This window comes from Cryobacterium psychrophilum (assembly GCF_004365915.1).
In the GTDB taxonomy this organism is placed as follows: domain Bacteria; phylum Actinomycetota; class Actinomycetes; order Actinomycetales; family Microbacteriaceae; genus Cryobacterium; species Cryobacterium psychrophilum.
Map to the genome: position 1 here is coordinate 3,521,990 of NZ_SODI01000001.1, position 25,833 is coordinate 3,547,822.

Here is a 25,833-nt window from a genome sequence, read left to right on the forward strand (position 1 = left end):
GCAATCGTGACCAGTAACACCCAAGCAATACGCACGGAATCAAACGCACCGCATGTCGCAACGTGTCCGGTGAACCACAGTGCCGCAACCGTGCCGGCCGAGGCCCGTCCCGCCGAGCGATACGGCTACGAGCCCTTCAACATGAATGACCCGTTCCCGTCATACGCCGCCCTGCGCGAGAATGCACCGGTCATGTACGACGAGTCCATCGGCTACTTCGTGGTGTCCCGGTATGACGACACCAAGGCCGTCTTCGACAACTGGAAGATCTTCAGCAGCGAGAACGCCCAGATGCCCGTGCGGCCCCGCGGCCCAGAGGCGACACAGATCATGAACGACGGCGGTTTCACCGCTTACTCCGGGCTGAGCGCCCGCATTCCCCCGGAGCACACCCGCATGCGCGCCATCGTGCAGAAGGAATTCACGCCGCGACGCTACAAGTCACTCGAACCCACGATTCGCGAGAACACCCAGCGGTTGCTGCAGCAGATGTTGGCCCACGCGGATGCCCGCGGCGATTTTCTGAAAGACGTCGCCGTCGACATTCCCACGATCACCATCCTCGGCCTGCTCGGCGTGGGACCGGAGATGGTGTCGACCTACAAGAAGTGGTCGGATTCCCGTGCCGCCATGACCTGGGGTGACCTGAGTGATGACGAGCAGGTCCCGCACGCGCACAACCTGGTCGACTACTGGACCGAGTGCCTGCGCCTGGTCGCCAACGCGCATGAGCAGCTGGCGGCCGGTACCAACGGCGACAACCTCGTCTTCGACCTCGTGCAGGCGCAGTCCACCGGCTCCGAGATCAGCGACCATGAGATCGCCTCGGTCTGTTACAGCCTGCTCTTCGCCGGTCACGAGACCACAACCACCCTCATCTCAAACACCATTCGCGAGCTGCTCACGCACCCGGCCGAGTGGAAGAAACTTCAGGAAGACCCGAGCCTGATCCCCTCCGCGATCGACGAGACGCTGCGCTTCTCGCCGAGCATCGTCGGTTGGCGCCGTAAGGCCCTCGAAGATACCGAGATCGGAGGCGTCGCGATTCCGAAGGGTTCCAACATTCTTCTGCTGATGGGCTCGGCGAACCGTGACCCCGGCACCTTTGAGGATCCCGAAACCTTCGACATCACCCGTATCAACGCCCGCAACCACCTCTCCTTCGGCTTTGGTATTCATTACTGCCTCGGCAACATGCTCGCCAAGATGCAAGACAAGATCGTGGTCGAGGAGACCCTCAAGGCTGCGCCCGACCTGCGCATCCTCCACCCCGAAGCCATCATCTTCGGAGACAACCTGTCGTTTCGCGCCCCCACATCGGTGCCCGTCACATGGGGGCCTCTCGCGAACGCATCCGAAGGAGCAGTGAAATGACCCACGCCCCGTTCATTCAATTCTTTGACAGTGTGGATGCGCCGCTGCACGACCTGCTTGGCGGCAAGTGCGCCTCGCTCGTGGCGCTGACCCAGGCCGGCATGCCGGTCCCTCCCGGGTTCGCCATCACGACCGCCGCGTACGACGCCTTCATTGATGCGGCCGGCATTCGGGCTGATATTCACCAACTGCTCGACGGCCTCGATGCCGACGACATCGCTGAGGTCGATCGTGTGTCGGCGCAGCTGCGCTTCGAGATTGAAAGCCGACCCGTGCCGGCCGAGCTTCACGCCCTCTTCGTCGACGCGTACCATGCGTTGCAGGCCCGTTTCCGTGAGCCGGTGCCGGTCGCTGTGCGGTCGTCCGCCACTGCCGAGGACCTCCCTGATGCCAGCTTCGCTGGCCAGCAGGACACCTACCTCTGGTTGACGGGCATCGACGACGTCGCCGCGCACATTCATCGCTGCTGGGCCTCGCTTTACACCTCGCGGGCCATCACGTATCGCCTGAAGAACAACATTCCCAACGAGGGACTGTCGATGGCCGTCGCCGTACAAAAGATGGTCAACGCACGCGCTGCCGGTGTGGCCATCACCATGGACCCGACCACCGGTGACCGTTCCAAGATCGTGATTGAGGCCGCCTATGGGCTCGGTGAACTCGTTGTTTCCGGACTCGTCACACCCGATAACATCACCGTGGACAAGATCATGCTCATGGTTGTCAAGCGGGTTCTCGGCGACAAGCACGCCGAACTCGTACCCGATCCGAGTACCAAGGCTCTGGCCGAACTTGAGGTGTCGGCCGAGCGCCGAGCACAGCTCTCCATCAGCGAGACGGAGATCACGGCGATCGCGACGATCGCGAAGAAGGCCGAGAAGCACTTCAAGTGCCCGCAGGACATCGAGTGGGCCCTTGACCGCGATCTGCCCGACGGCGAAAACCTGCTGCTGCTTCAGTCCCGGCCCGAGACGGTGTTCTCGTCGAAGGCGCAGACGCCGGTCACGCCGGCCGGCGGGTTCGGCATCGAGAGCATAACCCGTTCCCTCATGGTGCAGGCCGGCAAGGCTTGACCCCTGATTTTCCGAGCACCTACACCAGCACCACCCGAACACGTCCGTTATCCCTCGCACTACCCTCGAGAACGGTTTTCTTATGACAGAGAAGTCATTTCCCAGCCCCTACGACCAGGCTCCGGCTGCCGGCGCTGAAGGTTGGAAGAACTTGTACGCCTACAATCTGGTTTTCCAGGACAATCGCCGTGAGGTGGAAGAAGGCAAGTTCTGGTTTTGCGACAGCCAGCACTGGCCGACCGTCGTCAAGCCTTTTGAGACCATCGGCCTTGAATTCTCCGTCTCCTGCCTCGGCCAGTACAACACCCGACACCTGCTGATTCCCCCGGCGAACGGCATCGAGTTCCGCCTTCACAATGGCTACCTGTTCATGTCGCCGGTCGGCGTTCCCGAAGCTGAAGTTGCGCCGCGCGTGCCCGAGTTCATGGCCCGTGCCGGTCACTACTTCCAGAACTGGGACACCCTGCTCGAGCAATGGCAGGGCAAGATCCGCGGCACGATTGATGAGCTGGGCGCGCTCTCGTTCGACGCGCTGCCCGACAAGGTTGACATCAACGACGTCACGAGCGGAAAAGGCACCGGGCCGAACAATGAACTGCTCGCCCAGTACGACCAGCTGATTGCGCTCACCTACCGGGCTTGGCAGTACCACTTCGAGTTCCTCAACCTCGGCTACGTGGCCTACCTCGACTTTTTCAGCTACTGCAAAGAGGTCTTCCCCGGCATCCCCGACCAGGCCGTCGCCAAGATGGTGCAGGGCGTTGACATGGAGCTGTTCCGGCCGGACGACGAGCTCAAGAAGCTCGCCAAGCTTGCCGTGGAACTGGACCTGACCGGCCTCTTCGGTCAGACCCACAACCCCGAGGCCACGCTCGATGCCATCGCGAACGCCCCGCACGGCGCCGAGTGGATCGCCGCCTGGACCGAAGCGAAAGACCCGTGGTTCAACTTCACTGTGGGCAACGGCTTCTACGCCCACGACAAGTACTGGATGGACCACCTCGAACTGCCCCTCGGCTACATCAGCGATTACATCGGTCGCCTGCAGACCGGCCAGACCATCGATCGCCCGGTGGCCGAACTCGTCGCCGAGCGCGACCGCATCAGCGAGGAGTATTGTGAACTTCTCAGCCCCGAGCAGCTCGCCGCTTTCGAGGGCAAGCTCGGCCTCGCCCGCCAGGTATATCCCTACGTGGAGAACCACAACTTCTACATTGAGCACTGGACCATGGGTGTGTTCTGGCGCAAGGCACGCCAGCTCTCGGAAATGCTCCAGGCACAGGGCTTCTGGCCTGAGGCCGACGGCATGTTCTTCCTGCGCCGCGATGAGGTGCGTGAGGCACTGTTCGACTATGTCACCGGCTGGGCCGTTGGCGCTCCGGCGATCGGACCGGACTACTGGCCCGACGAGGTTGCGCGTCGCCGCGTGATCGTCGACGCCCTGCAGAGCGAGCGCCCGCAGCCCGCGCTGAACACTCCGCCCGCCGTCATCACCGAGCCCTTCACCCTCATGCTCTGGGGCATCACGAGTGACCAGATCAAGAACTGGCTTGGCGACTCCGATGCGCCGGAAGGTGAGTTCCGCGGAATGGCGGCATCCAGCGGTGTGGCAGAGGGCCCGGCCCGGGTGATCAGCAGCTCCGACCAGCTCTCCGAGGTTCGGGAGGGCGACATTCTGGTGGCCCCCGTCACGGCGCCTTCATGGGGACCGATCTTCGGCAAGATTCGAGCCACCGTCACGGACATCGGCGGCATGATGAGCCACGCGGCCATCGTCTGCCGGGAATACGGCATGCCCGCCGTCACGGGAACCGGAACCGCGTCGTCGCAGATCGTCACCGGTCAGTGGTTGCGCGTCGATGGCAACAACGGAACCGTCACCGTCGTCGAAGGTCACGTGCACGACGTTACCCTGGCCAATGACGCAGCCATTCAGCTGGAACAGGCGATCGATGGCACCGTTCTCGAAGGCAGCCATGCCTGAACCGCGCACGGCCTCGTCCACCTCCGCGTCCACCGCGAGAACGGTGCTGATCACCGGCGCCGCCGGCGGGCTGGGCCGTGCCTTCGCTCTGGGCTTCGCGGCCCAGGGCGACCGGGTGGTGGCCGCCGACACCAACCTCGAAGGAGCGCAGCAGACCGCTGCGCTCATTGAGGAGGCCGGCGGCACCGCCCTCGCCCTACATGCCAACGTCACATCGCTCGACTCGGTGACTCAGATGGCAGCGGATGCCGCGGCCTTCGACGCCGAGTTCACCGGCGGCACCGGCTCGACGAACACCGGACACATCGACGTGATCATCAACAACGCCGCGATCTACGCGACCATCACCCGTTCAGCGTTCGAGGAGATCGACGTGGACGAGTGGGACCTCGTGATGGCCGTGAACCTCAAGGGCCCGTGGCTCGTGACGCGGGCCTGCTCGCCCTACCTGCAGAGCGGTTCGCACGTGGTCAATCTGTCGTCGGCCACCGTGATGAGCGGCTCGGCTCACTGGGCTCACTATGTGGCCAGTAAGGGCGGCGTCATTGCGCTCACTCGAGTGCTCGCCAAGGAACTCGGTGACCGAAACGTGACCGTGAACGCGATTGCACCCGGCTTCACCCTCACCGAGGCCAGCTACGGACTCATCGAAGGCGCCGCCGACTATGGCGTCGACCGCGGCAGCATCAAACGGGCCAGCGAACCCGACGACATCGTGGGGGCGGCACTGTTCCTCGCCGGCCCCGGCTCGAGCTACATCACCGGTCAGACCCTCGTGGTCGACGGTGGTCGCCAGTTCCTGTGATTGCCGTAATCGTGCAGTTCCACACACAGCGAAACTTGAGAAAGGAAACCTGACATGCCTTCCGTAACCTACACAGCCTTTGACGGCAGCGAAACGGCCGTCGAGGGGTTCGCGGGCGACTCCGTCATGGAGACCGCGGTGCGCAATGGCGTGGCGGGCATCGTCGCTGAATGCGGCGGCAGTCTCTCCTGCGCCACCTGTCACGTTTTCGTGTGCGCTGACACCGTGTTTCCCGCCATGGAAGACCTCGAAGATGACATGCTCGACGGCACCGCCGTTGACCGGGAAGACAATTCCCGACTCTCCTGCCAGCTCAAGCTCGTTGGCGATGCCGACGTGCGGGTCCTGACCCCCGAAACGCAGGTGTGACCATGACCCGTCCCGCGTCGACCAGTGCAACATCGACCAGTACAACGTCGTCAAATGACACAGGGGTGCCGCGCCGTGGCACCCTCATCATTGGCAACTGCCAGGCCGGCGTGCAACTCGCGTCGAGCCTGCGTGACCTCGGTGACACCGAGCCGATTGTGCTGGTCGGCGAGGAGTCGCACGCCCCGTACCAGCGGCCGCCGCTATCGAAGGCGTTTCTCAAGGGCGAGGTCACGGCCGATTCCCTCACCTTTCGCACGCACGAGTTCTATGCCGATCACCAGATCGAACTTGTCACCCGTGAACGTATCGTCGAGATCGAGCGTGACGCCCACGGTGGCGTCGCCGTCGCCGAATCCGGTCGTCGTTTCGGCTTCGCTCGGCTCGCTCTCACCACGGGTGCGGTGCCGCGCCAGATACCGTTCGAGGGGAGTGAGCTCGAAGGGGTCAGCTACCTGCGCACGGCAACGGATGCCGCCCTTCTCGAACAGGGACTGCTCACCGCCACCGACGTGGTCGTCGTGGGCGGCGGTTTCATCGGACTCGAAGTCGCCGCCGGTGCCCGCGCGGCCGGCAAGACCGTCACGGTGTTGGAGGCGGCCCCCCGTCTCGTGGGCCGGGCCGTGTCGGAGGAGACCAGCGCGTTCTACCTGGCCGCCCACACCCGACGTGGCACTCGCGTTGTGCTGAACGCCCAGGTGGCGCGCTTCACCGGCGAGCACGACCGCGTCACCGGAGTGGAATTGGCTGATGGCAGCATTATCCCGGCCGACGTTGTGCTCATCGGAGTTGGCGTCATCCCACGCACCGAACTGGCCGCCCAGCTGGGGCTCGACCTCGACAACGGTATTACCGTGAACTCCGGCGCCCTCACGAGTGATGGCCTCACGGTCGCCGCTGGTGACTGCGCCAACCTGCCCAACCCCTCCATCACCGCCGGCGGCATCGAGCGGTTGCGACTCGAAAGCGTGCAGAACGCGGTCGAGCAGGCCAAGATCGCCGCGGCCACGCTGCTCGGCCTGCCCGCCGAGTACTCCACGGTGCCGTGGTTCTGGAGCGACCAGGCCGACCTCAAGCTGCAGATCGCCGGACTCTCGGGTGGCCACGACCGCATTGTGCTGCGCGGCGACCCCGACAGCGAGAAGTTCTCGGTGCTGTATTACCGGGGCGGCCAGATCATTGCCGCCGACTGCGTGAACCGTCCGCTCGACTTCATCGCCGTGAGGAGTGCCCTGCACAAGGGGCAGCAGATCGATCCCGACGCCGCAGTAGATGAAACGATGCCGCTCAAAAAGCTCGTGACGGATGCCCCGACCCCCGTGCTCGCAGCGCCGGCGGCGTGACAGACGCACCGTGGCATCCGCTCAGCCACGCCATCACACAGCCCCCACTCATTCAGCTCACACAGCCCGACGTCATTTAGAGAGACGATCATGACCCTGTTGCAGACCGACCAACTCATTGAGACTTCCCCGATCGACGTGCACGAGGCATCCGCTACCGACCTCGACCCGCTGTGGGCCGCCGTCTCCACCGAGATGCGCACCCGCGCCAACAACATTCACGTACCGATCAGCTTCGCCTATGCCGAGCGCCTGTGCCTGGCATACCCGGAGGCCGACGCCCTCGTTGTGCGGGTGACGATTCTGCTGCACGACACCGGATGGGCGCGAGTCGACGAGACCAAGATCATCACTGAGGGCTTCGGCGGGGACTGGCGCAAGGCCGATATTCGCTATCAACACGAGGCATATGGCTGCGACATCGCCCGCGAGGTTCTGCCGGGCCTCGGCTACGACGAGGCATTCATCACCCGGGTGACCGACATCATTGACGGGCACGACACTCGCGCCGAGTCGCATTCGATCGAGGATTCCCTCGTGCGCGATGCAGACCGGCTCTGGCGCTTCACCCCGGCGGGCATTGCCCTGGCCTCCGGCTGGTTCACCATGACGCCCAGCGTCTATTGCAATCGCTTGCGACAGGAGATTCTGCCCGAACTGATCACCTCGGCCGCCCTCGCGATGGCCACCGCCGAGATGGATCGCTCCGAGGCCCTGCTCAAGATTGACGTGCTGTGAGCGCCCTGATCACGGCGACCCTGCCGTATACCCACACCGACGACGTCTTCATCGACGGCGCCTGGCACGCGGCGACGGGCACCGGCCGCACCCTGGTCACCAACCCGGCGACCGAGGAGGTCTGGGGGAGCGTGCCACAGGCCTCCGTCGCCGACCTCGACCGGGCCGTGGCGGCCGCGAACCGTGCCTTCACGGGCAGTGGATGGCGCGACCTCGCGCCCTCCGTTCGCGCCGGCTACCTGCTCCGTCTGGCCGATGAGATTGAGAAGCGCGCCGAGCCGCTCTCGCACACCAATACCTTCGAGAACGGCTCGCCGGTTGCGGAGACGTCGAAAGCTGCCGCCAATGCCGCGTCGATTTTTCGGTACTTCGCCTCACTCGCGCCGACACTGGAGAAGGCCGATATTCGGCCGTTCCCCGATGGGTCCGGCGAAACCGTGGTGCGGCAGGACCCGATCGGCGTCTGCGCTCTCATCGCCCCGTGGAACTTTCCGATCAACCTCGTCGTGGCCAAGCTCGCCCCGGCGCTCATGGCGGGCTGCACCGTCGTGATCAAACCTGCATCGCCGACCCCACTGTCGATCCGCCTCATCGTGGATGCTGCCGTGGCGGCCGGAATCCCGGCCGGCGTCGTGAACGTGGTGACCGGTCCCGGATCGTTCGGCGATGCCCTCGTCAAACACCCCGGGGTAGCCAAGGTCGCTTTCACCGGCTCGACCCCGGTCGGACGTTCGATCGCCGCGGCCTGCGGAACGCTGCTGCGACCGGTCACGCTTGAGCTCGGAGGCAAATCGTCAGCGCTCGTTCTGCCCGACGCCGACCTCGACGCCCTCTCACGTGTGCTCATTCGCACCTGCATGCGCAACACCGGTCAGACCTGTTACATCTCCACCCGAATTCTGGCACCGGCCGAGCGCTACGACGAACTCGTCGACATGGTCACGGCGACGATTGCCGAAGCCAGGCAGGGTGATCCGATGGACCCGCGCACCGTGTTCGGCCCCGCAGCGACCAAGGCCCAGGAGCAGACCGTGCGCGGCTACATTCGGACGGGCCTGGCCGAGGGCGCCAGAGCGACGACCGGGGGCGATGTGGACGCCGGATTCGACCGGGGGTTCTTCGTCAAGCCCACCGTCTTTGCCGATGTGACTCCCGGAATGCGCATTGCCCAGGAGGAGATCTTCGGGCCGGTACTGTCGATCCTGCGCTATTCGGGGCTCGATGAAGCGGTGTCGATCGCGAACAACACCACATTCGGACTCGGCGGCACGATTTTCTCGGACGATGAGGACGCGGCGCTGGCCCTGGCGCCCCGGCTGGGTACAGGATCGCTCGGGCTGAACTTTTTCGCCTCCAACCATGCGGCGCCGTTTGCGGGCCGCCACGATTCGGGTCTCGGCGCGGAGTTCGGACCGGAGGGTCTGCGAGCCTATCTCAGCCCGCAGTCGGTGCATCGCCGCATCCGCTCCTGAGTCTCTCTGCACCGACCCGCTGGGGCGTTGGGCGCCGGCGTGCTCCGTTAGGCGCATCCCCCGGCCTACCAGTCGAACGGGCGTCATGGATGCGGTCAGCGACCCGGTTGCCGTCCCTGGCGCAGGTCAGCTTGCTGGCGGAGCCGCGGCATCCGTGCACTCATCAAATCCTGCCGGGTATCTTCCCTTGACCGCACCAAGTCCCGTGCGGCTTCTTCCTCGACCGTGGGGACATGCACGACGGTGATGTCGCCCACGTGCAGCAGCCGAGCCAACTGGAACGCGTCCCGAGCATCAGTTTTGACCCGGTCACCCGTGGGCCGCTGCAACTTCGACGGCGCCGCGACCAGACAGTCAATCCCCGCAACGACGAACAAACGAGCCAATCCGAAACCCGTCGGACCGGCCTCATACGCGACCGTCTGCGGACCCGGCAACGATCTCACCCAGCCCAGAACCTCGACCAGGTCAGCACTGAACTTTCGATGGATGATCTCGCCGGCGCGGCCGTCAATGGCGCAACCAACGATTGTTCGGGCGTGCACATCCAGCCCAACGAAACTACGATATGTAATCAACTGGGGCCTCCAAATTCAACTGTGGATAGGTCACCCCGTGGACAGGGTCACCTGTGCTTAGGTCCACTTTCCACCGGTTGGCAACCCACGTCTATTTGAATCGAGGCCCCAGCCCAAAAAACGAGCGGACACTCATATCGTCTATCAGGGCATATCGAAGGCTCACGGTGTTTTCTCCTCGGTCCTGTAAGTGACTACCAGCATAGATAGTCTGATCCTGCGCAAACTATCTATAGAAATAGTTAGCTTGACGGAGGATTCAATGACGATTATCCAGACCAAGAGTTCCACCACGAACAAAGTACTCAACTGCCCCCTGAATACCTGGTACGTCGCCGCGTGGGACCACGAGGTCACCCGCAAGCTGATCTCCCGCACGGTCGCCGACCAGCCGCTCGCCATCTATCGCACCGAAGACGGCCGTCCCGTCGCGCTCGCTGATGCCTGTTGGCACCGCCTTGCGCCGTTGTCGATGGGCAAGGTGCTCACCAAAGACGAGATCCAGTGCCCGTACCACGGCATCGTCTACAACTCGGCTGGACGCTGCGTGTCGATGCCGGCCCAGGAGACCATCAACCCGAGCGCGACCGTGCCCTCTTACCCGGTCGTCGAGCGCTACCGGTACCTCTGGGTCTGGCTCGGCGACGCGACGCTCGCTGACCCTGACACCATTCCGGATATGCATCAGTTGGATGACCCCGAGTGGGCCGGCGACGGCCTGAGCATTCCGGGCACCTGCAACTATCAGCTGGTTCTCGACAACCTTATGGACCTCACCCACGAGGAATTCGTTCACGGTTCGAGCATCGGTCAGGCGGAGCTGAGCGAATCCGACTTCGAGGTCACTCACGACGACAAGACCGTCACGGTCTCGCGTTGGATGCACAACATCGATGCCCCGCCTTTCTGGCTGAAGAACATGCGCGATAAATTTCCGGGGTTCACCGGCAAGGTCTACCGGTGGCAAATCATCCACTTTGAAGCGCCCTCGACCATCAACATCGACGTGGGCGTGGCCAAGGCCGGCACCGGCGCGCCGGAGGGTGACCGCAGCCAGGGCGTCAACGGCTACGTGATGAACACCATCGCTCCCGAAACGAGCCGAGCTGGGGTCGCACCTTGACCTGTTCGTGACCATCGACGGGGAGCGGCATAAACGTTCGTACTCCGTTGTCGAATCCAGCGACGATGGCTCGCGCATCGCGATCAGCGTGCTGCTGACCGGCGGCATTGGCGTGACGGCGATTGTCAACATGGCCAGGGTGCTCAAGAATCTGGGGGCGAAATATACGCTCGTCTACGCGGCGCGTAGCCGCAAGCGCATGGCTTACCTCCCTGAACTGCTCACGCTGCACGGCGGCAACCTCCAGGTGCACATTAACGACGAGGGTACCGCGTTGTCGGTGGCTGACCTCGTCGGCAGCATCGATCCGAACGCCGAACTGTACATGTGCGGGCCGATCCGCCTGATGGACGCCGTGCGCCGCGCCTGGCGCGACCGGGAACTCAACAGCCCCAATCTTCGGTTTGAAACCTTCGGCAACAGCGGCTGGTGCGACCCGGAGGAGTTCATCGTGCGGGTGCCGCGCCTCGGCGTCGAAGCGCGCGTACCCGCGGGCCGTTCCATGCTCGAAGCCCTCGAAGACGCTAGTGTCAAGATGATGTTCGACTGCCGCAAGGGAGAATACGGGCTGTGCGAGGTGAAGGTGCTCGCGCTTGAGGGCGCCATCGACCACCGCGACGTGTTCTACAGCGAACGCCAGCAGTACGCGACGGAGAAAATGTGCTGTTGTGTCTCCCGCGCGGTCACTTCACCCACCGGACTCGAAGTGGATGCCGCGCATGATGGCCCCGCGATCGTCACGATCGCCGTCTCCTAGACCCAGACGAGAAAAGCGGATGCCCCGGCGAAGTCGCCGGGGCAGCCGCTTCTTGCAATTATGTTCAGTTATTTGCGGGTGGTTTCGCGCTGCGCGGTGATCTGCTCGGTGACCGGGCCGGCCTTGGCGCGCTGGATTTCGGCGTAGACGTGCGAGCGCAGTTCCATGAAGCGCGGCAGCGCGCGGGTGTTGAGCTGGTCGCGTTCCTCGGGAAGGTCGATCTTGAGGTCTTCCTGAACGACGGTCGGTGAGCTCGACAGCACGATGACGCGCTCACCGAGGTAGACCGATTCGTCGATGTCGTGGGTGACGAACAGGATCGTCACGCCGAGCTGCTTCCAGATCGTGCGGATGAGGTCTTCGAGGTCGGCGCGGGTCTGCGCGTCGACGGCCGCGAAGGGTTCATCCATGAGCAGCACCTGTGGGCGATAGGCCACGGCGCGGGCGATGGCGACGCGCTGCTGCATGCCGCCGGACAGCTGCCAGGGGTAGCTCTTGGGCACGTGGTCGAGTCCGACCGATTTAAGGGCGGCGTCGACGAGCGCGGTGCGTTCGGCCTTGGGAACCTTCTGGTTCTTCAGTGGGAGCTCAACGTTGGCCCGCACGGTCATCCAAGGAAACAAGCTGCGACCGTATTCCTGGAAAACGACAGCCATCGATTTGGGCGGGCCGGTGACTTTGGCGCCGGCCAGTTCGACGGTGCCGCTGGTCTGTTCCATCAGGCCGGAGATGCACTTGAGCAGGGTGGTTTTGCCCGACCCCGAGGGACCGACGAGGCAGACGAGTTCGCCCTCGGCGAGGTCGAAGGTGAGGTCGCGTACGGCCTCGACGTCTCCGGCGGGCACTTTATAGATCTTCTGCAGTCCGCGCACTGAGAGCATTGGCACGCTTTTGACGGGCTCGTTCATGGTGGTCTCGCTAACTGTCATGAGTGATCTCCTTCAGACCGTGGTACCAGTGCAGTACCCGTCGTTCGACGAATTGGAAGATGAGGGCCAGGCCCAGGCCGATCAGGCCGAGTACGACGATGCCGCTCCACATCTCGGGTATGGCGAAGTTGCGTTGGAACTGCACGATGGTGAACCCGAGGCCCGAGGACGAGGCGAACATTTCGCTGATGACCATGAGGATCAGGCCGATGGACAGTGACTGGCGCACGCCGGCCATGATCTGTGGTGTGACGGCGGGGAGCACGAAGTAGCGGATGCGCGCAAGGCCACGAATGCCGTAGCTGCGGCAGCTGTCGTTGAGGACCGAGTCAACGGCGCGCACGCCTTCGACGGTGTTGAGCAGTACGGGCCAGATGGCGCCGGAGATGATGACGGCGACCTTCATGCTGTCGTTGACGCCGATGAGCAGCATGAGCAGCGGAACGAGCACGGGCGGCGGGATGGCGCGGAAGAATTCGAGCAGCGGTTCGAGCAGGTTGCGTAGCCAGCGGGTGGAACCGATGAGCAGGCCGAATACGATACCGAGGCCGATGGCGAAGACCAGGCCGACGGCGAGGCGGCCGAGGCTCGGCAGAACGTCCTCGACGAAGCGGTCACCGATCCAGGTGGTCCAGAGGGTCTGGGCGAGTTCAATGGGCTTGGGCACGAAGAAGTTTGTGGAACCGAAGGAGAGGGCCCACCAGAGAACGATGAGCAGTATGGGCAGGCCGAAGAAATAAGCGACACGTTTGAGGGAACTCATAGGACGACCTCTCCTCTCACGGAGGGATGCCAGGACAGCACGCGCTTTTCAACGATGCGGGCGGCAAGGTTGATGAGCACACCGATCATGCCGGTCGCCAGCACGAGGGCGTACATCGAGGAGATGGCACCGCCGGACTGGGTCAGGGCGATCTGCTTGCCGAGCCCCGGCGTGCCGATGATGAGTTCGGCGGTGATGGCCAAGATCAGGGCGACGGCCGCAGCCAATCGCAGGCCGGTCATCAGGTAGGGCAGGGCGGTCGGCCAGATCACGTATCGCACCCGGGCCAGCCGGCCGAGACCGTAACTTTTGGCGGTGTCGTTGGCGACAGCATCCACATCGGCGATGCCGTAGAGCAGTTGCAGCAGCACCTGCCAGAACGAGGCATAGACCACGAGCAACAGGGTGGACTCGATGCTGGTGCCGAAGATGAGCACGGCGAGTGGAATCAGCGCGACCGAGGGAATCGGCCGCAGGAACTCGATCGTGGTGTGCGTGGCGCGGCGCAGGAACCGGCTGGAGCCGATGATGAGTCCCGCGACGATCGCGGCGACGGTGGCGATGAACAGCCCGAGCGCCCAGCTCGTCATGGTGTCGGCGACATCGTTCCAGAACGCCACCTCGGTGACGTATTGGCCCAGGCGCAACAGTACTTCGCTCGCCGGTGGCAGGTAGCGGTCGCTGACCAGGCCGAGGCGGGGAGTCGCTTCCCAGATCAGGAAGAACAGGATAATTCCGCTGATGCCCAGGCCCAAGGCTTTCGCCTTAGGTCCGGCAGCAGCGTTGCGTTGCTTTCTCATACTGGCAAGCCACTTCCTCGTGGTCGGTGCGGTTACGACAGGGTGTTGTGATTTACGGCAGGAAGGTGCTCATGTCGGGCGCGGTCTCGACCACGCCGTACTTGAGCGCCGCTTCGCCGAGGGCGGTGACGGCATCCACGTTGAACTCGGTCGGGAACTTTGGAAGCACAATCTTCGCGAGTACGTCCGCCGGGGTCTTCGTGTAGGTAGCGATGATGTCCCGCACGGCGTCGGGATTGGCCTGCGCGTATTCCAGCGACTTGGTCATTGCGGTCTGAAACTTGGTTACGAGCTCGGGATCGTTGGCCACGGTGTCAGCCGAGGAGAAATACGCGGCAACGTCGAGGTTCACGTTGAAGTCGGCGTAACCGTACGAGATGACGCGCTGGCCGCTCTCGATTGCGGCGGTGACGAAGGGCTCAACGACGAATGCTGCATCGACCTGACCGTTTTCGACGGCCGCACTGGCGTCCGGGAATGGAACCTCGACGAAGGAGATCGAGGACGAGTCGCCACCAAGTCGATCGATCGAGCTGCGCATGACCGTGTCGACGATGTTGTTCAGGCTGTTGCCCGAGACCGTCTTGCCGTCGAGGTCAGCGAGGGTCTGGGCCGGCGAGTCGCCCTTGACGATGACAGCGCCGAAGTCCTTTGTCACATCACCGGTGGAGGCGACGGCCGCGTTGACGACCTTAAGCGGCAAGCCTTTATCGTTGGCGACCATAAGCGAAATCAGGTTGCTGAACCCAAACTGATAGTCGCCACTGACGACAGCGGGCACGATGGCGGCGCCGCCGGTGGCGGTTTCGATGGAGAGGTCGAGCCCCTCGTCTTCGAAGAAGCCCTGCTCGAGACCCAGGTAGAGGGGAGCGGTGTCAGCGATCGGAATAACACCGACCGTGACCGGAGTGAGGCCGTCGCTGCCGGCCGGGGCCGCGGTGTCGGAGCCGGCGGAGCAGGCGCTGAGGGCGATGACGGATGCCGCGGCAAATCCGATCATGAGCATTTTCTTCATTTCACTCCATTGTGTTTTCGGTGCGGATAGTGCTGCTGTGGTTGAGCCGTGAGCGCTTCGAACCGGAGTTGTTAACAACATCAATAGTTGAAAAGGACTCATCGGATCTGTTTGCAGACTAGTTAGCAGACTCCCGGGATAAGAAGGTGCTTCCGTTCAGTGGAAGTTTGACTGGGTTGGCGGTAACCTGTCGAGTAATGAGTGGAAAACCAGCACAAAAGACGGCGGCGGCCGGGCAACCAGCCCCAAGCGTTGACGATCGTTCCGTCGCGGCACGCCTCTTCGCCATTCTCGACGCCTTCGCTGCGCCCGCCGGGGCGACCTCCCTCACCCTGACCCTGACGGCGATTGCCCAACGGGCCGGCTTGCCGCTTTCGACCACGCACAGACTGGTCGGGGAGTGGGTGAGCTGGGGCGGTCTGACTAAGCATGACAACGGCCAGTACTCCCTCGGCATGAAACTGTGGGAGCTCGGCGTGCAAACGCCGACCGCCCGCAATCTGCGCACCATCGCGCTGCCCTATCTTGAAGACCTCTATGAGACCACGCGCGAGCACGTGCACCTCGCGATTCTCGACGGGCGTGACGCCCTGTACCTGGAGAAACTCTCGGGTCACCATGCCGTGCGGCTGATCTCGCGAGTCGGCGCGCGCCTGCCGCTGCACTCCACCGGGGTCGGCCTCGTGCTGTTGGCCTACGCCCCCTCCGACGTCGTGCAGGAGTATCTCGCGACAAACCTGCAACGATTTCTACCGCGAACGGTTACCGAGCCGGAAGCCGTGCGCAAGCGGCTCGCCGAGATTCGTCTCCTCGGCGTGGCCCGCATGTCGGAGGAGATGACGACCGGCTCGAGCTCGATTGCCGCGCCGATTCGCGACCGCACCGGCCAAGTCGTTGCCGCCGTGTCAATCGTGACCCGTACCACCGACACCGTCGACACCGAGCAGGAGCAGGCCGTCCGCGTGGCGGCCCAAGGAATCAGCCGGGCGCTCGGCTACCGGCGTGCCCAGCAGCCAGCCAAGACATGACAAAGTATCAAGAATTTCACTGAATGGAATTCTTGTCCTGCGCACCCGACCGTCCCCCCACACTGATCACATCGCCCCCTGTCATCGTCGCTAGGAGAACTTGTGCCCCACGAAACCACCCGCGTCGCCATTATTGGTGCCGGTCCCGCCGGTCTCCTCCTGAGCTGGGCCCTGCGTGACGCCGGCATCGACTCAATCGTCGTCGAAAACCGCTCGCAGGAGTACGTGCTGGGTCGTATCCGCGCCGGCGTTCTCGAACAGGGCTCGGTTGAGACCCTGACCCGCCTCGGGCTGGGTGATCGCCTTGCATCCGAGGGGCTGCAGCACGACGGAATCTTTTTGCAGTACGGGGGCGAGCGCCACAACGTGAACTTCAACGAGTTGATCGGCCGCACGGTCACCGTGTACGGGCAACAGGAAGTCGTGAAAGACCTCGTTTCCGCGCATGCAGAGGCCGGCTCGACCATCTACTACGAAGCGTCCGCCGTCGCCGTCGACGGCCTCACCAGCAAGAACCCGAGCGTGACCTTCGTGCATGGCGGCGAAAAACACACCATCGACGCCGACTTCGTCGTGGGTGCCGACGGCTTTCACGGCATCTGCCGCTCCTCGATCCCTACTGAAGAGATCACCTTGTTCGACCGCAGTTACCCCTACGCCTGGCTGGGAATCCTCGCCGACGTGGCACCGTCCTCTGACGAGCTTGTCTATGCCTTGCACCAAGACGGCTTCGCGATGCTCTCGATGCGCTCGCCCGTGGTCTCCCGCCTCTACCTGCAGGTCGATCCGGCCGACGACGTTGAGAACTGGTCGGATTCCCGTATCTGGGAGGCGCTGCAGACTCGGCTCGGCACGCCGGGCTGGACCCTGAACGAAGGCCCGATCACCGACAAATCGATCACCCCGATGCGCAGCTTCGTCGCCTCTCGCCTCGCCTACGGCAACCTGTTTCTGGTCGGCGACGCCGGACACATCGTGCCGCCCACCGGCGCTAAAGGCCTCAACTCAGCCATCTCCGACGTCACCCAGCTTGCAGAGGCACTGACCGCGTTCTACGCGAACGATGAGACGTTGCTCGGTCGCTACAGCGAGACCGCGCTGGCCCGGCAGTGGCGGGTGCAGCAATTCTCCCGCTGGATGACCGAGATGCTGCACACGAGCTCCGGCGACCTGCAGTCCGGCGCCTTCGACTACCGCAGTCAGCTCGGCCAGCTCGACTACGTCACCCACTCGCCGCTCGCCCAGCGCATGCTGGCCGAGCAGTACACCGGCCTCCTGCTCTAGACCCCGACAGACACGAGAAATCATGAGCCAGACACCCAGCCTTCGCCCCGGCACCGGCGCGGCGAGCCAGAACGAGATCACCGCTGAGATCGAAGAGATCGCGGCGGATGCCGCGGCGCGCGTCCGCGCCGGCGGCTCACCCGAGCTGCAACCTCGCCGCGACTACGCCCCGTACCGCAGTTCTCTGCTGCGCCATCCCACCCACGAGCTCGTGCGCGTCGACCCGGAAGAAGTCGAACGGGTCTCGCCCGCCTTCGGCCACACCGACGTCAATGTTCTCGAGAGCGATCTCACCATCCAGCACGCTGGCGAGCCGATCGGCGAACGCATGACCGTGAGCGGTCGCGTACTCGATGGCGAGGGCCGCCCGGTGCGGCACCAGTTGATCGAACTGTGGCAGGCCAACGCCGGTGGTCGCTACGTGCACAAACGCGACCAGCACCCGGCACCGCTCGACCCCAACTTCACGGGAGTCGGCCGCGTCATCACCGGTGACAACGGTGAGTACTCCTTCACCACGATCAAGCCAGGGCCCTATCCGTGGAAGAACCACGTGAATGCGTGGCGACCCGCGCACATCCACTTTTCGTTGTTCGGTACCGCGTTCACCCAGCGGCTGATCACCCAGATGTACTTTCCCGGCGACCCGCTGTTCGCGCTCGACCCGATTTACCAGTCCATTGCCGATGCGGATGCCCGCGCCCGGCTTGTCGGGCAGTACGACCACAGTCTGAGCGTGCCCGAGTTCTCGCTCGGCTATCGCTGGGATATCGTGCTCACGGGCCCCAAGTCAACCTGGATGGAAAGCGAAGATGCTGATGAGTGACCACACCGCCCCGGCCCTGCAGACACCGTCGCAGACGGTTGGTCCGTTTTACGGCTTCGCTCTGCCCTATGCGGGCGGGCCGGAACTGGTTCCCGGGCACCATCCCCGCGCCATCCGTTTTCACGGCACCGTCACCGACGGTGCCGGGGAGCCAATTCTCGACGCTTTGCTGGAGGTCTGGCAGGCCGACGAGAGTGGAGCGCTTAGCCGTGAGCTCGGCAGCCTCGATCGTGACGGTTTCACCTTTACCGGCTTCGGCCGTTGCGCCACCACGATCGCCGGCCACTACACCTTCACGACCCTCAAGCCCGGGGCCGCCGGCACAGCGGCGCCGTACATTCTGGTGACCGTGTTCGCCCGCGGAGTCACTCACCACCTGTTCACTCGCGCCTACTTCGCGGAGGATTCCGAGCTGCACGCGACCGACGCCGTGCTTAGCGCGGTACCCGCCGACCGCCGGAACACGCTCATCGCCGTCTCTGAGGGGTTCGTCGGGGGAGCCGAGTCCTACCGCTTCGACATTCGCGTGCAGGGCGAGAACGAGACCGTCTTCTTGGACTTCGATGCCTGACCGGCCTGAAGCGGACGGGCACACCTTTGATGCGGGGCTGCTCAACCCGCTCAGCCACGGCACCCGCGAATCCGTTCTCACGAGCGACCAGGCATGGCTGCAGGCGATGGTCGATGCCGAGCTCGCCCTCACGCGTGCGCTCGTCGATGCGGGCCTCGCCCCGGAGTGGATGAGCGCGGTCTGTGACCGCCTCGCCGACGCGAGCCAGTTCGACCTCGGCGCCATCGCGCTCGAGGCGCGGGGCGGCGGCAACCCGGTAATTCCGTTCGTGAAACACCTCGGCCGCGCGGCCGAGAAGGTGCGCGCCGGGGCGTCCGACCATATTCACGTCGGTGCGACCAGCCAGGATATTCTCGACACGGCAGCGATGATCGTGGCGCACCGGGTGACCTGCGAACTCATCCGCCAGCTCGACTCCCTCGGCGCGACCCTCGCCGACCTCGCCGACGAACACCGCGGCACGGTGATGAGCGGCCGCACCCTCGGCCAGCAGGCGTCGCCGACGAGCTTCGGGTTCGTGGCGGCCGGCTGGCTCGACGCCGTGCTGCTGATCGTCACCCGACTCGACGTCATTCGGGACACCCTGCCGGTGCAACTCGGAGGAGCGGTCGGCACCCTCGCCGTTCTCACCGAAATCGCCCGGGCCAGGCGCAGCGACGCGGTCGCCGCCGACGTGCTCGATACGGTCGTCACCCGCTTCGCCCACCACGTCGGCCTCGTCGTGCCGCGCCTGAGCTGGCACACCAACCGCGTCGTCATCTCCGAGCTTGCCTCCGTGCTCGCCGCCGCGACCGGAGTCGCGGGCACCTTCGCCCTCGACGTATCGGTGCTCTCCCGCACCGAAATCGCCGAGGTCAGCGAACGCCTCGCTCCCGGCCAAGGTGGATCCTCAGCGATGCCGCACAAACGCAACCCGGTATCGGCCGTGCTGATCACCGCAGCGGCACTGCAGACGCCGGGTCTTGCATCCACCCTCTATGGCAGCATGCTGGCCGAAGACCAGCGTCCCAGCGGGGCATGGCATGCCGAATGGCAGTCGCTGCGGGTGCTCGAACGACTCACGATTTCGGCCGTTACCGGCGCCGCGTCGCTCGCCGCCCGCCTCGTGGTCGACTCGGATCGGATGCTCGCCAACCTCGACCTCACCGCCGGACTCGTGTTCAGCGAGCGGGTGACCACGATCCTGGCCGAGACCGTCGGCAAGACCACCGCGTTCGCACTGGTGGAACGCGCCTCGCATGAGGCGTTCGTGACCAATCGGCCGCTTCAGGTCGTGCTCGCGAGCATTCTCATCGCCGAGGGCTGTTCCGACGCCCTGCGCGCCCAGATCTGGGCGGCATTCAACTATGAGGACCAGCCTGGCCAGTCGGCAGTCGGCATCGACCGCGTCGTGCACAGCTTTCGGCAACGAGCCCGTGCCGGCACACTCTCCGCCACTGCGTACGCGAACACCCTGTGAGGACCTCATGAGCCAGCCCGTCATCCTCTGCACCATCGAGCCAGCCACGAACGGCGACGCCAACGCGCCGCTCATCGTGCTGGGACCCTCCCTCGGGACCACGATTGACGTGTGGGCCGGGGTAGTACCCGCGCTCGCAGCGAACCACCGGGTGCTCCGCTTCAACCTTCCCGGGCACGGCTTCAGCCCGCGCGCCGCCGAGTCCTTCACGCTCGAGGAGATCACCGACGCCGTCATCGAACTGGTCGACTCCATTCAGGTCGACACCTTTCACTACGCCGGAACCTCGTTCGGCGGTGCCGTCGGCCTCGCCCTCGCCGTGGCCCACCCCGGGCGACTGGAGAGCCTGGCAGTGCTCTGCTCCGGCGCAAAAATCGGCACCGCTCAGGCTTGGACCGACCGCGCGGCCGCAGTGCGCGCGAGCGGCACCCCCTCGCTCATTGCCGGCAGCGCCGCCCGCTGGTTCGCACCAGACTTTCTTGGCCGCGACCCGAAAGCCGGCTCGCACGCGCTCGACCAGCTGCTGGACATCGACGACGAATCCTACGCGCTCGCCTGCGAGGCGCTCGCGGTCTTCGACCAAACGGATGCCGTCAGCGAAATCCGCACGCCCGTTTTGTGCGTCTCGGGCGAGTTCGACACCGTGACGCCAACCGCGCAGATGCAGGATCTAGCCGCGGCCATCCCCGGCGCGCGGGCCACCGTGGTGGCGGGCGCGGCGCATCAGCCCTCGCTCGAGCGCCCGGCTGAGGTCAGCACGTTGCTGGGGGAGTGGTTGGCGGAGGTCGCTACTCGCGGCATGGCTGAGCCGCTGTGGGCGGGCCGTACCGCGGCATCCGCATATGACGACGGCATGCTCGTGCGCCGCGCGGTACTCGGCGACAAGCATGTTGATGCGGCCACCGCCGCGATCACCCCAGAGACCGCGGTGTTTCAGGATTTCATCACCCGCTACGCGTGGGGCGAGATCTGGACCCGGCCGGGCCTTGACCGGCGCACCCGCAGCTTTCTGACCATTGCGGCGCTCGTCACAGGCGGGCACGAGGGCGAACTGGCCATGCACGTGCGGGCTGCCCTGACCAACGGGCTGACCCGCGCCGAGATCAGCGAGGCGATTCTGCACACCGCGATCTACGCGGGCGTGCCGGCCGCCAACACCGCGTTCGCCGTGGCCCGCGCGACCTTCGCCGGGCTCGACGCGGCGGCTGCTGCCGACGTTGATGCTACCGACGACACCTCCGACGATTCATCCGCCGACACCGCCATTCGGCCCAGCTAAAGGATCAAGCACCATGGACAAGACCTACCCCTCCGCCGCGGCCGCCGTTGCCGACATTCCCGACGGCGCCTCGCTTGCCGTGGGCGGCTTCGGCCTGGTCGGCGTTCCGATCGTGCTCATTCGCGCGCTGCTCGCACTCGGTAGCACCGACCTGCACGTCGCCTCGAACAACTGCGGCGTCGACGGCTGGGGCCTCGGCGAGCTGCTGCGCGAGGGCCGCATCAGCCGGGTGATCGCTTCGTACATCGGCGAGAACAAGGACTTCGCACGCCGCTACCTGGGCGGCGAGCTCGAGGTCGAGCTGACCCCGCAGGGCACCCTCGCCGAACGTTTGCGTGCCGGAGGAACCGGTATTCCAGCGTTTTTCACAGCGAGCGGTGTCGGCACGATGGTTGCCGAGGGTGGGTTGCCCTGGCGATATGGGCCGAACGGTGAGGTGACGGTGTCATCGCCACCCAAGCAGACACGGTTGTTCTCCTCGCTCGGCAGCGAGAAGGAGTACGTGCTTGAAGAAGCGATCGTCACCGACTATGCCCTGGTGCGCGCGGCCAAGGGTGACTGGCACGGCAACCTTGTGTTTGAGAAGTCGGCCCGCAACTTCAACCCGGTTGCCGGCATGGCTGGCCGCATCACCATCGCCGAGGTGGACGAACTGGTGGAGCCGGGGCAGATCGATCCCGATGAGGTGCACCTCGCTGGTATTTATGTGAATCGCATAGTGCAGTTGGGGGCAGCGGATGCCGCCGACCTGCCTATCGAGAAGATGACGACGCGGCCGCGTTCGGCGGCATCCGCTAGCGAAACCGGAGCGAACTAATGGCACTCACCCGCAACGAGATGGCGGCCCGCGCCGCTCAGGAGCTCGCCCCCGATTCGTATGTCAATCTGGGAATAGGCCTGCCTACGCTCATCCCCAACTTTTTACCGGTGGGAGTGCACGTCGTGTTGCACTCCGAGAATGGCGTGCTCGGTGTCGGGCCCTACCCGTGGGAGGGTGAGGAAGATCCCAAGCTCATCAATGCGGGTAAGGAGACCGTCACCGTGAATCCGGGGGCGGCGTACTTCGACTCGGCGCAAAGCTTCGGCATGATTCGGGGCGGGCTCATTGATGTGGCCGTGCTCGGAGCGATGCAGGTTTCGGTCGCCGGCGACATCGCGAACTGGGCTGTGCCCGGCAAGATGATCAAGGGCATGGGCGGAGCGATGGACCTCGTGCACGGCGCCGACACCGTGATCGTGGTCATGGAGCACGTGACAAAAACCGGCGACTTCAAGATCAAGACAGTCTGCGACCTGCCGCTGACCGGTAAAAGCGTCGTCACCCGGATCATCACCGACCTCGCCGTCATCGATGTCACCGTAGAGGGTCTCGTGTTGCGCGAGCTGGCTCCGGGCGTCACCGTCGGGGAGGTTCAGGGCGCGACCGAAGCTGTTCTGCTGGTACCGGAACCCCCGACAACCATTCGAACCCTGATCCGTGACGGAGACGCCGCATGACCGCGCTGCGCGAAGTGGTGATCTGCGAACCGTTGCGCACTCCGATCGGCCGGTTTGGCGGCGCATTCAAGACGGTCGCCCCCGCGGATCTGGCGGCCGCGGTCATCGCCGCGCTGATCGAACGCACCGGCCTCGATGGCGCCCTCGTCGATGACGTTATTTTCGGACAGGCCTATCCGACCGCCGAGGCGGCCCCGGTTGCTCGGGTCGCCGCCCTCAACGCCGGCCTGCCAGTGACCGTGGGCGGGGTGCAGGTTGATCGTCGGTGCGGTAGCGGGCTGCAGGCGGTGCTCGACGCCGCCATGCAGGTGCAGACTGGCGTGAGTGATGTGGCCATCGCGGGCGGGGTCGATGTGATGAGCCAGGCACCGTTCTATACCGTTGACTCCCGCTGGGGTATCGCCGGAACCGCCGGCATGCTGCTGCGGGATGCCCTCGGCCGAGGCCGCGAAACCGCAGGAGGTCGGCACTACCCGGTGCCCGGTGGCATGCTCGAAACCGCCGAGAACCTGCGCCGCGACTACTCGCTCGACCGGGTCGAACAAGACGAACTCGCCGTCGAATCCCAGCGCCGCGCCCTCGCCGCCGTCGTCGACGGACGCTTTCTCGATGAGATCGTGCCGATCACCGTGCCCGGCCGCAAGGGGCCCGTGGTCGTCTCCGTCGACGAGACCCCGCGCGAAACCACGCTGGACGCCCTCGCCGGCTTGCAACCGATCATGGGCAAAGGGGATGCCGCCGCTACCGTAACCGCCGGCAACGCGAGCGGGCAGAATGACGCGGCAGCCGCCTGCATTGTTACGACCCCGGAGCGCGCCGCCGAGCTCGGCCTGACCCCGGTGGTGCGCCTCGCGTCGTGGGCGCGGGCCGGCGTCGAACCCTCGTGCATGGGCCTCGGGCCAGTGCCGGCCACGAAGCTCGCGCTCGAGCGGGCCGGACTCACCCTCGCCGACATCGACCTGATCGAACTCAACGAGGCCTTCGCCGCGCAGGTGCTCGCCGTCTCCCGGGAATGGAACTTCACCGAAGCTGACTGGGAACGCACCAACGTCAACGGCTCCGGCATCTCGCTCGGTCACCCGGTCGGTGCGACCGGCGCCCGCATCCTCGCCACCGCCAGTCGCCACCTGCAGCGCACGGAAGGCCGATACCTGCTCGAAACCATGTGCATCGGCGGCGGACAGGGCCTCGCGGCGATCTTCGAGCGTGCCTAGGTGATTGACTCGAATCGATCGGCCCCCTGAGGCTGAGATGCCAGGCTGGCAAGACACTCTGGACGTCGGCCTGGCGGGATAGCTGCCGTGAAGACGATACTTGAGGCAGCGGCCAAAATACCGAAAACTGAGCTCACACGGGAGACGGTGGCCGCGAAGGAATGGATGAGCTTGGCCAAGGAGCGAGGACTGGCCCGGGATGGGGCCGATGGGCTCGGGGCCCACACGTGAAAACTTGATGCACGCACGTTTATTCACCGTTTATTGAGTCGAGACTGGCCGATGTAGGTCGAGGTGTTTCGATAGAATGAGAGCAGATCTCACAAAGAACCCCCGGTCAGATTCAGATTAGTCGAGGTTTTCGGCGCCTGGGCAGACAGATCGAAAAGGGATCGTCGCAAGCCGTCGGTCCTGGGTTCGAGTCCTAGCCGCCCTACGTAAATTATTTGCTGTGACCAGCGCTTTTCGCGGTGGTGGCCCACCAAGCCCGCAACGTCGCGATGGATGGTCTCCGTGCTCAGATTGAGCGTGCTGGATTTCGAGTTGACTCGGTGAGCGGGTCGGTCATGTACGCGTCCCAGTCCAAGGTGTCGCGGAACCCGTCGGCGAGAAAATGGTCGCTGTGCCTCACCGCGGTATGAAAATTTTCCCACTGCCGGGCCTCGAACGCGGACAGGACGCTTGACGGTACGCGATGAGCAGAACGCCGAGGGCGTGAACGCAGCGCCGAAGGCATTCAGGATTGCTGTTGATGAATGGTCTGCTCACCATCAGGTACGGACGCCTGCGCCAGAATTCAGCGCGCGGTCTCGAGGGCGACGAGGCGTTTCTCAAGTGCAAGAGTGCTAGATATCATCGCGACTGCAAAGTATTCCAGGTCGACTTTCGTTCCGGCATCGGGTGCCAGAAGCAGGGTGTCGAGTAGCTTGCGTGTGATTGCGAGGCTTTCGGGCATGTCGTCGCGAAGGCGGCGATATTCGTCGACGTTTGTCATGGCCGGATCTTATACCTGCGCTGCCACACGCTGACAGAGCAACGCTGAAAGAGCGAGGAGCCTCGCGTGAGCGCCTACTCGCGTTCCTCGGCACAGTCAACACCTGCCGACGAACCACGTCGGCGGTGAGCTTGACCGCGATATCGCGGTGAAACTTTGGATCCACCGGTTTCTGAACGGCCCTCGCCCTGTTCCATGAACGATTCCCTGCAAGGCGAGCCCGGGCGAGCCGTGCGGAGACGGCGTTCTTGAGGAGGGCTTGCGCGTGTTCTGACCGATTCCGGTAGGGGCGTGATGGTGGTTATCGACAAAGTCCGCCCACGAAAGTGCGCACCGGTTCTCCACCACCACCGATCCCAAGATCCTCGCCCTGCCGGGCACGACCTGGATCAACAAACCCATGGAGACCACGACCGCCGAGTTGGAGGAGCCACCAACCGATGTCGAATTAGCTGCCTAAACTCCCGCTGGATTCATCTGCCTTGACGGGATGGCAGTCGCGTCCGAAAAGCATGCGGCGACCGCAACCGACACCACCGCGCTCTTGTCGCCCTGGGA

24 protein-coding genes and 1 pseudogene are annotated in these 25,833 nt (G+C 64.5%); 19 read left to right on the forward strand and 6 right to left on the reverse strand.

The window, feature by feature from the left end:
* Positions 1-6 precede the first annotated feature (6 nt).
* The 8 genes from EDD25_RS16600 to EDD25_RS16635 all read left to right on the forward strand — a co-directional run bounded on the left by EDD25_RS16600 (position 7) and on the right by EDD25_RS16635 (position 9,158).
* The gene (locus tag EDD25_RS16600) at positions 7-1,374 is read left to right on the forward strand and encodes a cytochrome P450 (RefSeq protein ID WP_241986620.1); all 1,368 of its coding nucleotides are present in this window, start codon (positions 7-9) and stop codon (positions 1,372-1,374) included.
* Positions 1,371-2,447 carry a PEP/pyruvate-binding domain-containing protein gene (locus EDD25_RS16605; protein WP_134174919.1) on the forward strand — a complete coding sequence of 359 codons (1,077 nt, stop codon included), beginning with the start codon at positions 1,371-1,373 and terminating at the stop codon, positions 2,445-2,447. The genes EDD25_RS16600 and EDD25_RS16605 overlap by 4 nt, the downstream gene beginning before the upstream one ends.
* 82 nt (positions 2,448-2,529) lie before the next feature.
* The gene (locus EDD25_RS16610; protein ID WP_134174921.1) at positions 2,530-4,431 is read left to right on the forward strand and encodes a PEP-utilizing enzyme; all 1,902 of its coding nucleotides are present in this window, start codon (positions 2,530-2,532) and stop codon (positions 4,429-4,431) included.
* Positions 4,424-5,236, forward strand: coding sequence for an SDR family NAD(P)-dependent oxidoreductase (locus EDD25_RS16615; protein ID WP_134174923.1), 813 nt, complete (start codon positions 4,424-4,426; stop codon positions 5,234-5,236). Before EDD25_RS16610 ends, EDD25_RS16615 begins: the two co-directional genes overlap by 8 nt.
* Before the next feature lie 54 nt (positions 5,237-5,290).
* The gene (locus EDD25_RS16620) at positions 5,291-5,605 is read left to right on the forward strand and encodes a 2Fe-2S iron-sulfur cluster-binding protein (protein ID WP_134174925.1); all 315 of its coding nucleotides are present in this window, start codon (positions 5,291-5,293) and stop codon (positions 5,603-5,605) included.
* Between the two features lie 2 nt (positions 5,606-5,607).
* Positions 5,608-6,948 carry an NAD(P)/FAD-dependent oxidoreductase gene (locus tag EDD25_RS16625; RefSeq protein WP_134174927.1) on the forward strand — a complete coding sequence of 447 codons (1,341 nt, stop codon included), beginning with the start codon at positions 5,608-5,610 and terminating at the stop codon, positions 6,946-6,948.
* Between the two features lie 90 nt (positions 6,949-7,038).
* Complete coding sequence (locus EDD25_RS16630) at positions 7,039-7,686, forward strand: HD domain-containing protein (RefSeq protein WP_134174929.1); 648 nt, start codon at positions 7,039-7,041, stop codon at positions 7,684-7,686.
* Entirely contained in the window at positions 7,683-9,158 is a 1,476-nt protein-coding gene (locus EDD25_RS16635; protein WP_198418915.1) for an aldehyde dehydrogenase family protein, read from the forward strand. The genes EDD25_RS16630 and EDD25_RS16635 overlap by 4 nt, the downstream gene beginning before the upstream one ends.
* 95 nt (positions 9,159-9,253) lie before the next feature.
* Here the strand turns inward: EDD25_RS16635 and EDD25_RS16640 are convergent, their stop codons facing one another.
* On the reverse strand, positions 9,254-9,736 hold the full coding sequence (locus EDD25_RS16640; protein WP_166671335.1) for an IS110 family transposase: 483 nt from the start codon (positions 9,734-9,736) through the stop codon (positions 9,254-9,256).
* Positions 9,737-9,998: 262 nt separating this feature from the next.
* On the opposite strand from EDD25_RS16640, the pseudogene EDD25_RS16645 reads away from it, so the two are divergent.
* Positions 9,999-10,844: pseudogene (locus tag EDD25_RS16645) on the forward strand (Rieske 2Fe-2S domain-containing protein); the annotation flags it as partial.
* Positions 10,845-10,866: 22 nt separating this feature from the next.
* Positions 10,867-11,616 (forward strand): flavin reductase family protein, encoded by a 750-nt coding sequence (locus EDD25_RS16650; RefSeq protein WP_338419605.1) that lies wholly within the window; start codon positions 10,867-10,869, stop codon positions 11,614-11,616.
* Positions 11,617-11,684: 68 nt separating this feature from the next.
* On the opposite strand, the gene EDD25_RS16655 is transcribed toward EDD25_RS16650, so the two are convergent.
* From EDD25_RS16655 to EDD25_RS16670, 4 genes are read right to left on the reverse strand one after another with little or no spacing between them, the layout of a single operon-like run.
* A complete protein-coding gene (locus tag EDD25_RS16655; RefSeq protein ID WP_241986254.1) occupies positions 11,685-12,545 on the reverse strand; it encodes an ABC transporter ATP-binding protein in 861 nt (286 codons plus the stop codon).
* Complete coding sequence (locus tag EDD25_RS16660) at positions 12,535-13,308, reverse strand: ABC transporter permease (RefSeq protein ID WP_134174935.1); 774 nt, start codon at positions 13,306-13,308, stop codon at positions 12,535-12,537. The genes EDD25_RS16655 and EDD25_RS16660 overlap by 11 nt, the downstream gene beginning before the upstream one ends.
* Positions 13,305-14,108, reverse strand: coding sequence for an ABC transporter permease (locus EDD25_RS16665; protein WP_134174937.1), 804 nt, complete (start codon positions 14,106-14,108; stop codon positions 13,305-13,307). The genes EDD25_RS16660 and EDD25_RS16665 overlap by 4 nt, the downstream gene beginning before the upstream one ends.
* A 52-nt stretch (positions 14,109-14,160) precedes the next feature.
* Entirely contained in the window at positions 14,161-15,123 is a 963-nt protein-coding gene (locus EDD25_RS16670; RefSeq protein WP_134174938.1) for an ABC transporter substrate-binding protein, read from the reverse strand.
* Positions 15,124-15,320: 197 nt separating this feature from the next.
* On the opposite strand from EDD25_RS16670, the gene EDD25_RS16675 reads away from it, so the two are divergent.
* The 9 genes from EDD25_RS16675 (at position 15,321) to EDD25_RS16715 (ending at position 24,281) form a co-directional block, all read left to right on the forward strand.
* Positions 15,321-16,151: an IclR family transcriptional regulator gene (locus EDD25_RS16675; protein ID WP_134174940.1), complete on the forward strand. Its 831-nt coding sequence runs from the start codon at positions 15,321-15,323 to the stop codon at positions 16,149-16,151.
* A 102-nt stretch (positions 16,152-16,253) separates the two neighbouring features.
* Positions 16,254-17,435: a 4-hydroxybenzoate 3-monooxygenase gene (locus tag EDD25_RS16680; RefSeq protein WP_134174942.1), complete on the forward strand. Its 1,182-nt coding sequence runs from the start codon at positions 16,254-16,256 to the stop codon at positions 17,433-17,435.
* A gap of 22 nt (positions 17,436-17,457) precedes the next feature.
* Positions 17,458-18,261 carry a protocatechuate 3,4-dioxygenase subunit beta gene (gene pcaH / locus EDD25_RS16685; protein WP_134174944.1) on the forward strand — a complete coding sequence of 268 codons (804 nt, stop codon included), beginning with the start codon at positions 17,458-17,460 and terminating at the stop codon, positions 18,259-18,261.
* Entirely contained in the window at positions 18,254-18,832 is a 579-nt protein-coding gene (pcaG, locus tag EDD25_RS16690) for a protocatechuate 3,4-dioxygenase subunit alpha (RefSeq protein WP_134174946.1), read from the forward strand. The genes pcaH and pcaG overlap by 8 nt, the downstream gene beginning before the upstream one ends.
* Positions 18,825-20,291: a lyase family protein gene (locus EDD25_RS16695; RefSeq protein WP_134174948.1), complete on the forward strand. Its 1,467-nt coding sequence runs from the start codon at positions 18,825-18,827 to the stop codon at positions 20,289-20,291. The genes pcaG and EDD25_RS16695 overlap by 8 nt, the downstream gene beginning before the upstream one ends.
* Before the next feature lie 7 nt (positions 20,292-20,298).
* Positions 20,299-21,570, forward strand: coding sequence for a bifunctional 3-oxoadipate enol-lactonase/4-carboxymuconolactone decarboxylase PcaDC (gene pcaDC, locus EDD25_RS18270; protein WP_134174950.1), 1,272 nt, complete (start codon positions 20,299-20,301; stop codon positions 21,568-21,570).
* 13 nt (positions 21,571-21,583) lie between these two features.
* Positions 21,584-22,387 (forward strand): CoA transferase subunit A, encoded by an 804-nt coding sequence (locus EDD25_RS16705; RefSeq protein ID WP_134174952.1) that lies wholly within the window; start codon positions 21,584-21,586, stop codon positions 22,385-22,387.
* Positions 22,387-23,067, forward strand: a complete 681-nt coding sequence (locus EDD25_RS16710; RefSeq protein ID WP_134174954.1) for a 3-oxoacid CoA-transferase subunit B — start codon at positions 22,387-22,389, stop codon at positions 23,065-23,067. The genes EDD25_RS16705 and EDD25_RS16710 overlap by 1 nt, the downstream gene beginning before the upstream one ends.
* Positions 23,064-24,281, forward strand: a complete 1,218-nt coding sequence (locus EDD25_RS16715) for an acetyl-CoA C-acetyltransferase (protein ID WP_175182972.1) — start codon at positions 23,064-23,066, stop codon at positions 24,279-24,281. Before EDD25_RS16710 ends, EDD25_RS16715 begins: the two co-directional genes overlap by 4 nt.
* A gap of 796 nt (positions 24,282-25,077) precedes the next feature.
* On the opposite strand, the gene EDD25_RS16720 is transcribed toward EDD25_RS16715, so the two are convergent.
* Positions 25,078-25,275, reverse strand: coding sequence for a hypothetical protein (locus EDD25_RS16720; RefSeq protein WP_134174956.1), 198 nt, complete (start codon positions 25,273-25,275; stop codon positions 25,078-25,080).
* Positions 25,276-25,833: the final 558 nt, after the last annotated feature.